Below are 15,254 nucleotides of genomic sequence, written 5' to 3'. Positions count from 1 at the left end.
ATGTTACAAAAAACCAAACTTATTTTAGGCCTTTTTTTAGTCGGCCTTTTATTGTTTTCCTGTAATCAGGAAGAGCAACCAGTGATTCAGAATCAGAATCAAGCTGAGGTTCAAACCACCTTGATACCTCAATCCGAGATCGATCAACTCATCTTGAAATCCCTCAATGAAACTGGCGATTTCATCTGGGCAAATCAATCTGATGAATTGGTATTTAGTGCGCTGATGTATTCAGACTCTACACTGACTATCGGCTATCAACCGGCAGATATTCAGCAACCAAATTCAAGAATTGGAATTGAAGATGTCTCGAGTTCCACTTGGCAAAATGCAGCTTCAAAAATTATTTCTGTGGTCAATGAATCTATGGGTAGAAAAGGTACGCCTCAAGCAAGAACAGGCGATGAAGCAGCGAGTATTCATGAGGATTTGCCTTATCTCGAAATGAAGGTGACCAATATTCAAGTTTTACAAAATCTTCGAAATATGGGTGAGTTAAGGTATTTCGAGCCTAGAAGCTATGAATTTGATTACAACCTGCTGAATCAAAATGAAAATGAAAGAATCCTGAGTGATGCGGGTTGCTCTAATGAACCAGATGCTGGAATTCCTGCTGGGGATTTTGTAAGTGTTTCTCCAAATGCTAAAGCCTCCTGGAACTATGATCAAATGGGAATCTCTCAGGCTTGGAGTCAAAGTACAGGATCAGGGATTACAGTAGGTGTAATTGACACTGGATTATCCCCTAATCAACCTATGCTGAATTCCCAATTCAACAGTGGGGAATCTTCCAGTAGAAGTGTACAAGCTTTTGGTACTTATCAAACTGGATTTTGGTGGTGGAAGCGTCCAGATGGTCCAAATGATCAATGCGGTCACGGCACAGCGATGTCAGGCGTTGTTGCTTCCCCAAGAAATACAGTGGGAAATGCTGTAGGGGTCGCTTACAATTCCAATCTTATTTCTGTCAGAGGGACAAGCGATGTGATTTTTAATGCTGGGAATGAGAAAGATGGAGTAGCAGATGCTTTGGTTCTTTTGGGAAAAAGAAGCGATGTAAAAATCATTAGCATGTCAATTGGAGATTTATTCTCAAACTCCAAAGTGGCTGATGCCGTCCGCTATGCACATAATCGTGGCAAGCTCATTTTTGCCGCAGCTGGAACCTCAACTACTTTTACGAATTGGGTTGGGGTGATTTTTCCCGCTACCATGTCTGAAACAGTTGCAGTCACTGGAGTGAAAGAAGGAAATGGATATCAACGATGCAGCACTTGTCATTCCGGTTCTCAGGTAGAGTTTACGGTAGTAATGGAGCGATCTGGTACTGAAAATAAGCCTTTGACTACTGCTTTATACAGTGATACTCCTGCTACTGTGGGAGGATCTTCTGTGGCAACTGCTACCGCTTCAGGTATAGCCGCATTAATCTGGTCAAAAAATCCAGGATGGAATAGGGATCAAGTGCTGAATCAAATGAGATCCACCTCAGCACTCTATCCAAATAAAAGCTCTGAATATGGCTATGGCAATCTGAATGCAGCCGCAGCTTTGGGAGTTTATTAATAGATTGTTTTTCCTATGTGAGTAATTGAAAAGCCCCGAATTTCAAGAATTCGGGGCTTTTCAATTCTCCTTGATAGTATATAGGTCATTAGAGTTTCTCATATATCACTTTACCTACTCGGTTTATGTGGTCAAGTAATTCATCATTCTTGATATGTTGAAGAATTGCAACATCAAAAAAATAAGGCTGCCAACTTTCATCTAAATCCGCCCAAAAAGAAAGCTGATCTGCCAATTCTAACTTATCGCCGATTAAAACCAAATCAAGATCACTTCCAGGTTTGTAATTACCTTTAGCACGAGAACCATACAACACTACTTGCTTGATTTTTTCATTTTTTCGAGCAAAATCTCTAATCTCATTCAGATCGCTTTCTGACAGTCCTATTTCTTTGGCTTTAATTTCTTTATACATGATGGGGGAATTAGAGTTCTTGATCAAGCCTCTCAATCAATTGCTTGAACATCCTGTGGTAATTTTTCTCTATTTCTTCTTCAATAGATACCGCTGTTTCCAAATTATAAGTATGGCTGGTAAGATTTCTACTCCTGACCATATCCATCCAAAGATTACCATTTTCAATTAATCCCAACTGAAAAGCAAGTCGGAAACTATCTTTGGATCCGATAATATCAGAATACCCTTTACTCAAAAGAAAATCTCTTAAAGTATTCCAGGCCAATTCATAAGAATATTCAAAAGCCTTGATTAATCCTTGTCTTTCCAATTCATTAAAGTCTCCCTTTAGGACCGCTTTATCCAATTGTGCAAAGGCCTTTTTAAAATTATCAAAACGCTGTTTCCAACGTATGTCTTGATTTTCCATGATTTAATTTATAAAATTTTCAAATCAAAGCTTATAATGCCTATGGAATTTAAAACTTCTATTGTTTAAAAATATTTCGAATCTAAATGCAAAAGGGCGAAAAATTTTCGCCCTTTTTTTCATTCAAATTTTCAGATTTCTCACTTCAAACTTCTGACTTGAAAATCACTTGATCCTTTTAGTCAATTTATCCACCTTCTTGCTCAGGTCAAGAATCGCTTTTGCATAGCGTGCATCCCATTCTTCCAGGCGGTCAGTAGATTTGATTTCCACTTCATATTGAATACCTGGTAGTATCCATGAAGCATATCCGGAGAATGGATCGTTACTCACATAAAGCGAACGATACCAACTGCCATAATACATTCCTTTTGGATCAATCCAGCTTTTCTCCAAAGCAAGTAAACCTACGTTTAGTTTATGGATAGTTTTTGAAGATAGATTGTCTGAAGTCAAAGCACCATTCAATGCTGTCTCATAAGCAGAAGAACTCGTTTCCAATTTCTTGATTGCTGCATCGACCTGATCAAATGAATTGAAATCAGGAGCAATGGTTTTTACATTTTTAACCGCATTGTCAAAGTGTCCACGAAGGTCTCGCGCATAGCGGGAAACATCGTAAGGAATCACTTCCGCATTAGCAAGTCGAAGGGTAAGAATACCAATCACCTGAGCCACTGTTCCGCCCATTTTGAAGCTAGGGTCTACAAATTTGCTGTAGTAATTAAAATTGTCATAATTGGAATGATAGGCTGTTGGTCCTCCAACTCCACCACTCAAACTTGGTACGCCCACATGCATATAGAAGGCAATATGATCAGATCCACCTCCAAGGTTTCCGATTCTTGGCTCTTCATTTTTACCAGCCCATACCTGAAAAACAGTCTTGGAGGAATCCGGATATTGAACTTCTTTGGAAGCTTCGATGATCAAATTTTTCAAGGTAGGGGCAGATGAAATACCGAAATTCCTGCCTGATACTCCACCATCAAAGTTCATATAAGTCACTGCTTTGGCTCCCAGTTCTTTTTGGTATTGCTCTACCCATTCGGTAGAACCGATCACTCCTTGCTCTTCGGCATCCCAATGTCCAATCATGATAGATCGGGCAGGGGCTTCACCATTTTTCACTAATTCACCAATTGCCTCGGCTAAAGTCAGCATCATCGCAGTTCCTGAATTAGGGTCAGTTGCTCCGAAGCTCCATGCATCGTAGTGGCTTCCGAGGATAATCCACTCATCAGGATATTTACTTCCGACAAATGTTCCGATGATATTATTTGCACGGATAAAGTCTGATTTCTGGTCTACCATGACTCTCACTTTCAGATCAGATCCTCCGGTTATTTTATAGTCAAAAGGCAATCCACCCTGCCAAGCTTCAGGTACGGCGGAACCTTTCATTCGGCTTAAGATTTCTTTTGCGGCGCCATATCCAATAGGGGAAACAGGAATGGTATGAAAAGCTACTTCCGATGGATCAAGACGCTTTGCTTGTTTTGCACCATCTCTTGGAAGTGCCGGCTCAAATGGGGTCAATGGATCGCCTGTATAGTCTAAAGTCAGTAAAGAACCTCGCTGTATAGTAGTTTCGTTGAAGAAAGGGCCATCAGGATAGACTCCGCCTTTCCCAGAACCTGAATCTTCCGGGTCAGTATAAATGATCAAAGCAGCAGCACCAGATTCTTCAGCGAATTTCGCTTTGTAACCTCTGAAATTACCTCCATAGCGTGCAATCACTACTTTGCCTTTTAAGTCTACACCCATTTCAGCCAGCTTTTCGAAGTCAGCCTTGGTGCCATAATTCGCATAGACCACTTCGGCAGTAACATCACCTGATCCGGAAAAGGCATTGAATCCTTTATGCAGGCGAGGATCTGTAGAGAATTCATCCCCCGCAATTGGACCTTCCTGCTGCGAAAGTGTCATCGTCTCAGGACTAATGATCTGCAGCAATGATTCTCCTGGATCATTTGGGAGATAGACATCATAAGGATGAGATTTCACATCCATTCCGGCATCGCTCATCACCTTAGTCATGTAAGCAGCTACAGCTTCATTTTCCGGAGTTCCTGCGATGTGTGGAGCTTTGGTAAGTTCTTTTAGATGCACTTTGAATCGGTCAAATTTGACTGCATTCAAATATTCTTGCTCAATTGTTTTTTCTTTGGATTGGCTTTTTTGTAAAAAACCATCCAATTGCTGAGCCTCAAGTCCAAAGCTTACGGTTGTAAGCAGGCTTAGGCTAAGTAAGGGTTTTAATATCTTCATGGCTGATTGGTTGTAAGTAATTTTGAAACTGAAAGGACATGCTCAGAAGGAACATTGACAATTCGTTTGGTCCTTAGGTATCGGTTAAGCTCGTATTCGTCATAGTTAGGATTTTCGGGATCGAAGCTGGAGATTCTAACCAAACCTCTGGAATGTATAAATTCTCCATTTCCAATCCACATTCCCACATGGACGACTTTTTCTTTTTTATCTGAAGTAGCTTTCTCACCGAAGAAAAGAAGATCTCCAACCTGCAGCTTCTCCCAATTTTTGTCTGCATCGATCAATTCACCTTCATTAATTTGCTGTGAAGCATCACGAGGAATGATCTGACCATTGAGATAAAATATAGTCTTGGTAAAACCGCTGCAATCCATTCCTTTGATGGAAGTTCCTCCCCAGAGGTAAGGTGATCCCATCATTTGTTTTGCCGTAGAGATCAAATTCTCAGGACTTGTGTTTCGGGAGGAGGTCCAAGTTTCCCAATCTTGAGCTTTTGATTTCTCAATCCAACCTTTACGTTGGTCTGGAAGGGAAACTAAATAATGACTGATGGTTTCATTCTCAATGGTCAAAATATCACCAGCTACAAGGTCTGAAATCATTTCCTTGGCATCTGGGCTTTTCCAGACATATCCCACTAAATCGGTAAAAACTAATTTGGGAGAACGATACCAGTTCTCCATTTCTTGCTCAGACATCAGCTGAATCCCAGCTCGATCTACCCAAGAAAGGTACTGATCTGGAGTTTGGACTAGATACCAGCCATCATCTTCTTTTAATACATTAAGTGGAGTGCCCATCAAGGCTTGGGTAGCTAATTCTGCAGAATGCTTAGGTTGACTTCGAATATTGGCTACTGAAATTGTTACGAGTGCCTTGATCTGATCTCCTAGCTGCTTCTCCGGGAGTTGATTCACTGCGTCAATAAACTTAAATTCCTTCGCTGACAATTCCGCCAGTAATTCATTGTAGGCTTCGAGCTGGTCGGTTTCTCCTTTGAGAGAATCGTTTTCAAAGGTTAGATTCCATAGTGCAACCCGCTTGTCAGGAGCATAGACAGATTTGTATTCATCGATCAGCACAGCAACTTTCTGGTCCGAAGATTCTGGTGAGCAGGAAGAGTAGAGTGCAAGAAAGGTTAAAGAGTAGGCGAGGATAGATTTTTTCATAGGGCTCATAAAAATAAGAAAACCACAAGAAAGACCTTCATCAGAAAGTAATTCTTGTGGTTTAATAAATTATGAAAGATTACTTAGACTTAAGTCCTGGAGATCTTTCGAGAAATTCCTGATAAAGACGAATGTGTCTATTTGAAAGAGGAATTCTATAACCATCAATAAACACATGCATGATCTGAGATTGAGTCTCAAATGGATCACCAGTCGCTACGATCAAATTGGCTACTTTTCCTTGCTCCACAGAACCATATTGATCTGCAATTCCAAAGATCTCTGCCGCATTGATTGTTACTGCTTTCCAAGCTTCTTCTTTTCCCATTCCATAGCTTGCTGCATAAGCTGCATGGAAAGGAAGATTTCTTACATTTTCAATCTCGTCAGTTCGGATAGCTACTTTTACTCCAGCTTTTGCCATTTTACCTGCATTCGCATAAGGTGTGTCATAACGATCAGATTCACGAGTTGGAAGATCCTGAACAGGACCTGTGATTACAGGATATCCGGATTTTGCGATTTCATCTGCAACTCTCCATCCTTCAGAAACACCACTCAAGATTACTTTAACGTCTTTTCCTTCCAACCATTTGAGGGCATTTTGAATATCGGAAGCAGCGTCCACTTGTACTAGTAGAGCAAGTTCTCCGGAGATAACTTTTGCCAGTTGATCCATCTCAGGGTAATATTCTAAGCTTGCACCTTCGTTCTTTAGTTTAAGATAGGTTTTAGCATTTTCCCAGAGTTCATTTGCATCTTTCAATGCTTTCTCATTGGCCTTTTTGATATCATCATCTGATCTACGATCAAATCTTCCTCTTCTGCCTGAGCTAGGGAAATTCATTACAACTGCCTTAAAACCTGCATACATTTGATCTGGTGTATAGCCATTCAAATTGATCAATGCAGCTGTACCAGGGAATAATCCCCCTGATGGCACTGTCAATACTGTAGTCACACCAGAAACCCGAGTAACCGGAATAGCTTCAGAGTTTGGATTCACAGCAGTCAAAGCCTGCATGTTAGGAGTGAAGTTTCCTACTTCGGAAAAATCAACAGTTTCAGGAACTGAGCTTACTTCGGCAAGTCCCAATTTGGTTCCGCTATCAATCATTCCCGGATAAATAAATAATCCGGTACAATCGATCTCTTCAGCACCATTTGCAGCGATGGAAGCTCCGATTTCCTGGATTTTTCCATTTTCTACAAGTACTGAAGTATTATTCAAGACGCCTTTGGTAATGGTTACTACCGTAGCATTTTTCAATAAGAATTTGCCTGAACGAGGTTTAATAAACTCCCCGTCGATCTGAGCCATAGCCACCATGGGAAGCATGGCGATCAAGAAGGCGAAAAAGGATTTTGTTAGTCTTTTCATGTCTTCGGGGTGATTAGTTTTGATTAAATAAATTGCTGGCCATCTCAAATAGATGCTCAGTATCCTGCATACATCTTTCAGTTTCGATACGTAGATAGACATCCTCAACCATTTCGGTAGGACTCACAGCCAGACGCTGATCATTTTTGTCTTCTTTGATATCAAAGTATTTCACACCATCCACAAAAGTCATTTGTGGAACAGTGTAGGTTGACAATGGATGAGAATCAAAAATCACCAAATCACCTTGTTTTCCTTCTTCAATCGAACCTACTTTATCAGAGATTCCAAGTTGACGAGCTGGATTGATAGTGATCATTGCCAAAGCCTCATCATCTGTCATTCCTCCATATCGCTGGGTTTTAGCAGCTTCATGGTATAAGTGTCTGATTAATTCAGCTGAGTCAGAATTGATGGAAGTGATTGCTCCATTCGCATTAAGAATAGCAGCATTGAAAGCAGTGGAATAATAAACTTCAAACTTGTAAGCCCACCAATCTGCAAAAACAGATGCACCCATTGTATATTGAGCGATTTCCGGAGCTACTTTGAAACCTTCATTGGTATGTTGGAATACCAGCTTTGAGATATTGAAATCTCTCGCCACATTGATCAACATGTAGATTTCATCTGCACGATAGGAGTGACAATGGATAATGATTTTTCCATCCAAGATATCCACAAGGGTCTGAAGTCGCTCATCATATTCCGGTGCAGTAGCGGTACTTCCTTTTTGGGAAGCAGCAGCATTGTAATCAGCCCAAGCTTTTTTGTATTGGATGGCTTCATTGAATCCATTTCGGATTACTGCTTCCACGCCCATTCTACTTCTTGGTTGGATACCATTACCTCTACCATGAACTCGAGTCGGGTTTTCACCGAGTGCAAATTTGATCGTTCTTGGGGCATCAGCCATGATGATGTCATCAGGATTTTTTGTTCCCCAACGGTGCTTTAAAGTAGCATTTTGTCCTCCAATTACGTTTGCAGATCCGTGCATCGCATGTGAAATTGTGACTCCACCTGCCAAAGCACGATAGATACCGATTTCAGTAGGATTTACTACATCCTTCATCTGCACTTCAGCAGTGATAGGCGAAGTAGCCTCATTGACCACATCAAGTCCCACGTGGGAGTGAGCATCAATAATTCCAGGCATCAGGTATTTACCTGTTGCGTCTATGGTTTGGACACCAGATGGAGCGGATAGGTTGGAACCCACCTCTTTGATAATCCCATCCTGAACCAAAACATCAGTATTCTGAAGTGTTCCCTTGGTTACAGTAAGTACTGTTGCATTCTTTATTAACACGCTGCCTTTTGGTGTTTGGGCTGAGGCAAATGAAAAACTCAATCCCAACAGTGCTGCAAGAAAATAATTTATCTTTTTCATGTATTTAGTTTTTAGCAGTTAGCGATGGAGAAAGAGTAGCTTCAAAAGGGAATGAACCAAATTGTCCCACAGCCATAGTTCCTTCCATGGAGTTACCTTCTACTGTTCCTGAGATTTCAACCACAATTGACATTCCTTGTGCATTTACTTCAAATGCAAAGGATAGTGAATTACCATCCAACTTTACGTCTTTGATTGGGGCAGTTGCTTTTCCAGATCCAGATGGGTCGTCATACGTAATTGTTCCTCCAAACTCGTTTCCTTCTTTCTTAATTGCAACTACTCCTGCACCTCTACCAGCAGGACTTTCTGTCGTGTAATCCCAGTTTCCTGCGATTTTAACTCCACCAGTTCCATTTCCAGCATCTGAAGCTTTTTTCTTAGCTTTTGTCTCATAGTCGAAAATGTAGCCGTCAGCGATTACATGCTTAATTTGCGAATCCTCACTGAAGAGCGTATCAGTTGTCAAAACCAGATTGGCCATTTTACCTTTCTCTATGGTTCCAGCTTCTCTGCTTAGACCCATCATTGCTGCTGGATTTGTCGTCAATGCTGCTAAAGCCGCAGTTTCTGACAAACCATTATCAATCATAGTCTTTAAAGACTTTCCAATATCACTGGTTTTTACACCAGCAGTGGTAAATGCAAATGGTATCCCTGCAGCTTCTAATTTACCAGCTTGGGCAATTGATTTGTCATAAGCTTCTTTTACTCTGGCATATTGTGCTTTCACATCAGCTGAGGCATCCTCTTTCTGAGCTTTAATTGCTTTGTCATCAGGTACCTCGGCTTTAATCAACACTTTTGCGCCTGAGGCTTTGATTTCATTGATTACCCCTTCGTAGTTTTCTAAATCCGTCAAGATCAAATTAAAGCCTAACTCTTTCTGAAGTTTCAAAACTCTTCTGATTTCAAGTTCTGAAGATGCAGAAAACATCACTGGAGTAGTTTTGGATACAACATCCTTCATACCAGCATAGGTATCGTTGATCGCTGGTCTTTTTACTCCCGGAGTGGATGCGAATTTGTCAGAGTTGGTTTTAGTCAGTTCAGCATTTTTATATACATCACGAAACTTGGCCATTACACCTGCAGCCGTTCCCGGGTACATCCCGCGACTACCTCTAAAGCTTGCTGCCAATGCAGTATTTTCTTTAATCAAATTTGCAGAAGCTTCATTACCCAAGATCATGACAGCTGACTTTCCAGCAATCATTCCACCATCAGGAACGACCTGGATTAATGTAAATCCACTTTTCCTCAGATCCTCTACCTTGCTATCCATTGCGAATTGATCAACAGCAGATCTCCATGGAGTTATTCCGGCGATTTCATCCGGTGGATTTGAAGAAACAAAATTCTCTGGTTTTTCAGGATCTTTTGGTTTGGTGATTCCCGCATTGCTTGCACCATCAATGAATCCCGGATAGATAAATAAGGAATCTCCGGCGATCTGTCTTGCCTCAGTCGGGATACTAAGATTGGAGCCAACACCCATGATTATACCGTCTTTGATGAGCACAGTGGCTTTGACTCCTGCCTTTCCCGGTGCGGTGAAAACAGTAGCATTGGTAATTGCATAAGTATCAGTAACTCTCTTTTTTCCAGTTGGATCGCTCTGGGCAAACCCTTGAGTGGAAAAGATAGAGCCTCCCAACAGCATGCAAATCACACTTGCTTTGAATAGTGTTCTTTTCATAAATATTTAGTGAGGTTAATTTAATTTCAATAAAATATGGAGGTAAGAAAGTCCCAAACTGTCACTTCTCAATTTCCAAATTTTATCCAGTTGATTGGTTTTTTTCAACTCACAAGCTAAGAAATGCTATTTCAGTATCCTTTCGGAATTATTTTTTTCTTACTAATTTTTTGATCAATGGTGTCTTTATGTAGATGAGATACAGTTTCATTAATTCAAAAGCCTACGGTCTGTTTTTAAATTTATTTGACTGGTTAAATGGCACTGAAATTATAAATGAGCTAGTATATTTATTCTTTCGTTTAGTACCATTATGAAAAAAATATTACTTATTGAAGATGACTTGCTTATCTCTAGTTTAGTAGAATTTCGCTTGAATAAAGACGGTTATATCACTCTTACTGTCAAGGATGGCAACGAAGGAATTCATGCAATAAATACAGAGAATCCAGACCTAATTATAACCGATGTAATGATGCCATTCAAAAATGGGATTGAGATCATTCATCATGCGCGGAAGGAAAAACCTAATACTCCAATTATAGTGCTAAGCTCTTTAGGAGAAGAAGAATCCATCGTACTAGAGGCGTTTAATCTTGGGGTATCTGATTTTATTTCCAAACCATTTAACCCGAATGAACTTGCCATGCGGGTCAAAAGAATTCTGAGATAGGTTAAAATGAGCTTTGTTGGAAAAAGGATACTGGGAGTTTTATTGATCCTAATTTTTGGATCCACAACGGCTTTTTGCCAAGAAAAAACCTACTTCTCTGACTCTACTAGTTTTTTTGAATTTCTCAGCAACCAAGAACAAGTCCCTGGACTTAAGTTTCGATTCACATTACCTGCCAATTTTCAACTTCCTGCTAAAGATACTGCCATCTGGAACAGAGCCGATTTAGGAATGTGGTATTCTAATTCGATTGATTCAATTTCCCAACTCAAAAAATTTAGATCAGGATTGGATTCGATTTTAGCTTCCTCAGCAAACTTTCAATATTTAATTTACGACGAACCTTCCACGGAAGCGGCTGCATCTGAATTTGTTTCTGCATTGCTTCGAAACAATGATATTTTTCCGGCAGAAAAGAAAAATATCAATTCTCAAGATTTAGTATTGTTAGCTCAAGACTCACCATTTCAACCTGGGTTTAATGTTGGTTTTGGGTACTTTTCTGATTTCAAGATCTTTATGATCGCCTTGATTATTACAGTGTTTTTCTTAATTGCTGGAGGGATGATTTTTTTTATGATCCTTTTCAAATCCAGAAGAAACCGAAGAGAACAATTAAGAAGCGATTTTGAAAAAGAGATTTCAAGCCCGCTATCTCAAATCCTGTTCAATCTTAGCCTCGAGGAGATTAAGAATTTACCTAACGAAGAAATTGAGATCTATTTTCCAGCTCATCGCCTTTCCAATAAGCTCTTCAAGGAAGTTTTGATTGAAAACATCATTTCGTTGAATAAGAAAATGAAGGGTGATTTCAAGGATAAATTAAAAGCACTTTTTAAGCGATTGGGATTATATAAAATCTCTGAATCAAAAGTGAACAGCAAAAAGTGGGATGCTATTGTTAGCGGACTAATCCAAATTAATGAAATGGATCTGGAAGAATTCCTGCCACTTGTGAAGAAACATTTGAATTCTCCCAATTTTCATATCCGGACAAATGCAGCAGCCACGCTACTAAATCTCTCCAGAGAAGTTGATCTATCATTTTTGAAAAATCAAAAATATCCACTTTCAAATTGGCAACAGATGAATTATCTGAGGATCATTAAGTATCTCTATCCAACTCGAAAACTATTAATGGTAAGTCTTTTTGATTCCGAAAATATCACTGTAAGACTATTTGGATATAAACTGGTTCGAATGGTTGGTCGCGTGGATCTGGTTGAGAAAATTGGTGGCATAGCCACCAAGGCTTCCGATGAGGAGAAAATTGAGATTCTAAAAACTATTCAAGTTTTAGGTGTGCCAAGTTATACTACTTTGATTAATTCATCTATGCAATCAACTAATGATAAACTTTCCAGGCAGGCAATAAAAGCTGCCGGAAGTCTTGGAGATAAAAGTTCAGAGAAAATGATTCTAGAGCTATTGGCTCAAAACAGAAGATTTGAAATAAAAATGCTCCTTATGGAAAGCCTTAAAAAGCTAAACTATGAGTCATTTAAAACCTACGTTTTAAATGAAGAGGACCAAGATACTCAAGCAATTTACCATCACCTTGAAGACCCTTTGTTGAGCTATGTATAGCTTTCTTTTCTATTTAATATTAGAGATACTGGGAGTGATCTTCTTGGTATTAAGTTTCTCCGTCATACTAGTTTATTTGACAGTAATGATTCTTAGTGCTTTGGAAATGCGAGATCACCTCAAAAAAAATCGATTTATAGATTTCAATGATATCATTACTTCACCTATAGCCCCTGGAGTTTCTATTCTAGCACCGGCCTTTAATGAGGGGAAATCTATTGTCCAAAATGTGAAAAGTTTGCTTTCGCTCCATTATGGAAAAACTGAGGTAATTATCATCAATGATGGTTCGAGGGATGATACATTAGAAAGACTGATTCATGCTTTTGAATTAGAAAAAACTCGATTCGCTTATGAGGAAAAGATAAACACCAAAACTGTACGGGGAATCTATAAATCAAAAAATAGATCATATGTAAAGCTTATCGTGATCGATAAGGAGAATGGAGGAAAAGCAGATGCACTCAATGCAGGAATTAATATTTCTTCATTGGAAATTTTGGCCTGCATTGATGTGGATTGTATTCTTTCTCAGGATGCTATTTCAAAAATGGTCAGACCATTTATGGAAGAGACCAATCGAAAAGTAATCGCGGTAGGCGGAGTTATCGGGATTGCTAACAATTGTGATGTTACAGATGGAACAGTTACCACTTACAGAGTGCCCAGTTCATTATTCGGGAGATTCCAAGTAATAGAATATTTCAGGGCCTTTTTGATGGGAAGAATGGCTTGGACCCGAATTAATGGACTCATGCTTATCTCCGGGGCATTCGGATTTTTTAAGCGGGAATTGGTAGTGGAAGTAGGTGGGTATTTTACCAAAACAGTAGGAGAGGATATGGAATTGGTCGTGCGGATGCGACGATATATGGAAGAAAGAAACATCCCTTACAAGGTGGGGTTTATTCCTGATCCGCTTTGCTGGACAGAGGTGCCGGAAGATGAAAAAACACTTTCTAAACAGCGGAATAGATGGATAAGAGGATCTATTGAAACCCTACAACTACATCAAGAGATTCGATTGAATCCTTCCTACGGTATTCTCGGAATGTTGTCTTATCCTTATTGGTCATTATTTGAAAAAATGGCTCCTGTATTGGAGACCTTGGGAGTGCTTTATACGCTAGTATTAATCATTATCGGAGATTTCAGTGCCTTTTATTTTATAGCCATATTCTTAGTGATGTATTTACTAACCATTTTGGTTTCTTCATTTAGTATTCTTTACGAACAGATCGCTTTTAATAATTACAAGGATAGGAAGGATTTGAATCGCTTGATAATGACAATATTAATTGAACCTTTTTTGGTTCATCCTAAAGTGGTTTGGTGGGGATTACGTGGGCACTGGGATTTTATCAAGGGCAAAGGTGGCTGGGGTCAAATGATTCGACACGGCTTTAAAAAATCAGAGGATAAAAAGAATCTTGAATCAACCCTAACTTCATGAGAAAACAGATACTTTTTCTTTTATTAATCTTGATGATTGGGGTCAATTTCCCAATAAATGCTCAAGATTCTTTTGATCCAGATGTCCTAATGGCAGAGGCCCGTACCTTGATCATGGATGGACAATATATTCAGGGAAGGAAAATTGCTTTTCGTGCATTGGATAAATATCCAAACTATGCTGATATCCTGATTTTAGTTGGAAGAAGTTACGCCTGGGAAGGAAAAAATGATTCATCTTCGATTTATTTAGAACGAGCTATCATCGCATCTCCAACTTACGCTGATGGTTATTCTGCTTATTTGGATAATTTGACTTGGTCGGGAGCCTATGAGGAAGGCTTTAAAGTAATAGATCGTGCTAAAGCTAATTTTGGATCTGCTTTTCCTCCGGAACTAGCCTATAAAGAATCTCGATTGTATTACAATCAAGAAGATTATGATGCTGCTTATAAAATTGCTGATGATCTTTTTGAGAGCGAATTTAAACAGGAAGGTTTTCTGGGATACATTCAAAATTTGCAGCGTTTAAGGAGAAACAATGCAGTTGGCGTCACTTATGATTACGACACTTATTTTGGTGATATTAGCCCTTGGAACACTTTTTCACTCTATGGAAGAACCCGTACCAAATTCACAGGATCGTTAATTGCAAGAGTGACGCAAGCCTATCGATTCGAAGGTTCTGGTACCTTGTATGAGTTGGATGCATATCCATCGGTGGGAAAAAACGCTTATGCCTATGTCAATGTCGGGGCTTCTGGAGCAAGTTTTTTTCCAAATTTCCGTTTTGGTACATCTATTTACTTTAATCTGCCAAAGGCTTGGGAAATTGAAGGTGGATACCGATACCTGAGGTTCTCAGAAGTCACAAATATTTATACTGCCTCTCTAGGTAAATATGTAGGGAATTGGTGGTTTAATTTTAGGGTAAACGTAATCCCTCAAGAAGTCGGAGCGGGCACCTCCGGAAATATTCAAGCGCGTTATTACTTTAAGACTGGTGAGGATTTTTTCAGTATGCAAATTAGCTCTGGTGTGTCTCCTGACGAGGAAAGTAGAGATCCATCCCAACTTCTAAATTCATACCGAGTTCGGCTGGGATATCAACAATTGATAGTTCCAAGATTTATGATTTTTGGCTACACAGGCTATAGTAGGGATGAATTAAGCACAGATCGTTTTAGAAATAATTTGAATATCTCAATCGGTGCAGAATACCGGTTTTAATTG

At 39.5% G+C, this 15,254-nt stretch carries 12 protein-coding genes; 5 read left to right on the top strand and 7 right to left on the bottom strand.

The annotated features are described in order from the left end of the window. Positions 1-1,566, top strand: coding sequence for a S8 family peptidase (locus BVC88_RS14185; protein ID WP_075351355.1), 1,566 nt, complete (start codon positions 1-3; stop codon positions 1,564-1,566). 88 nt (positions 1,567-1,654) lie between these two features. Here the strand turns inward: BVC88_RS14185 and BVC88_RS14180 are convergent, their stop codons facing one another. From BVC88_RS14180 to BVC88_RS14150, 7 genes are all read right to left on the bottom strand, one after another. Beyond that, positions 1,655-1,981 (bottom strand): nucleotidyltransferase domain-containing protein, encoded by a 327-nt coding sequence (locus BVC88_RS14180; RefSeq protein WP_075351354.1) that lies wholly within the window; start codon positions 1,979-1,981, stop codon positions 1,655-1,657. A gap of 10 nt (positions 1,982-1,991) precedes the next feature. Next, complete coding sequence (locus BVC88_RS14175) at positions 1,992-2,393, bottom strand: nucleotidyltransferase substrate binding protein (protein ID WP_075351353.1); 402 nt, start codon at positions 2,391-2,393, stop codon at positions 1,992-1,994. 165 nt (positions 2,394-2,558) lie between these two features. Continuing rightward, positions 2,559-4,664 (bottom strand): M28 family peptidase, encoded by a 2,106-nt coding sequence (locus tag BVC88_RS14170; RefSeq protein WP_075351352.1) that lies wholly within the window; start codon positions 4,662-4,664, stop codon positions 2,559-2,561. Beyond that, on the bottom strand, positions 4,661-5,836 hold the full coding sequence (locus tag BVC88_RS14165; RefSeq protein WP_075351440.1) for a C40 family peptidase: 1,176 nt from the start codon (positions 5,834-5,836) through the stop codon (positions 4,661-4,663). Before BVC88_RS14165 ends, BVC88_RS14170 begins: the two co-directional genes overlap by 4 nt. A gap of 79 nt (positions 5,837-5,915) precedes the next feature. Continuing rightward, on the bottom strand, positions 5,916-7,217 hold the full coding sequence (locus tag BVC88_RS14160; protein ID WP_075351351.1) for an amidohydrolase family protein: 1,302 nt from the start codon (positions 7,215-7,217) through the stop codon (positions 5,916-5,918). A gap of 13 nt (positions 7,218-7,230) precedes the next feature. After that, positions 7,231-8,610 carry an amidohydrolase family protein gene (locus BVC88_RS14155; protein ID WP_075351350.1) on the bottom strand — a complete coding sequence of 460 codons (1,380 nt, stop codon included), beginning with the start codon at positions 8,608-8,610 and terminating at the stop codon, positions 7,231-7,233. Positions 8,611-8,614: 4 nt separating this feature from the next. After that, positions 8,615-10,309: an amidohydrolase family protein gene (locus tag BVC88_RS14150; RefSeq protein WP_075351349.1), complete on the bottom strand. Its 1,695-nt coding sequence runs from the start codon at positions 10,307-10,309 to the stop codon at positions 8,615-8,617. Between the two features lie 313 nt (positions 10,310-10,622). Here BVC88_RS14150 and BVC88_RS14145 point away from each other — a divergent pair, with 313 nt between their 5' ends. The 4 genes from BVC88_RS14145 to BVC88_RS14130 are packed head-to-tail and all read left to right on the top strand — an operon-like array spanning position 10,623 to position 15,251. Continuing rightward, entirely contained in the window at positions 10,623-10,982 is a 360-nt protein-coding gene (locus BVC88_RS14145) for a response regulator transcription factor (RefSeq protein WP_075351348.1), read from the top strand. A 6-nt stretch (positions 10,983-10,988) separates the two neighbouring features. Then, on the top strand, positions 10,989-12,569 hold the full coding sequence (locus BVC88_RS14140) for a hypothetical protein (protein ID WP_075351347.1): 1,581 nt from the start codon (positions 10,989-10,991) through the stop codon (positions 12,567-12,569). Beyond that, positions 12,562-14,022, top strand: coding sequence for a glycosyltransferase family 2 protein (locus tag BVC88_RS14135; protein ID WP_075351346.1), 1,461 nt, complete (start codon positions 12,562-12,564; stop codon positions 14,020-14,022). Before BVC88_RS14140 ends, BVC88_RS14135 begins: the two co-directional genes overlap by 8 nt. Continuing rightward, the gene (locus tag BVC88_RS14130; protein ID WP_075351345.1) at positions 14,019-15,251 is read left to right on the top strand and encodes a YaiO family outer membrane beta-barrel protein; all 1,233 of its coding nucleotides are present in this window, start codon (positions 14,019-14,021) and stop codon (positions 15,249-15,251) included. Before BVC88_RS14135 ends, BVC88_RS14130 begins: the two co-directional genes overlap by 4 nt. The last annotated feature ends 3 nt before the right edge of the window (positions 15,252-15,254 follow it).

This window comes from Algoriphagus marinus, assembly GCF_001936475.1.
Taxonomy (GTDB): domain Bacteria; phylum Bacteroidota; class Bacteroidia; order Cytophagales; family Cyclobacteriaceae; genus Algoriphagus; species Algoriphagus marinus.
This window is presented reverse-complemented; position numbering and strand designations above follow the sequence as displayed.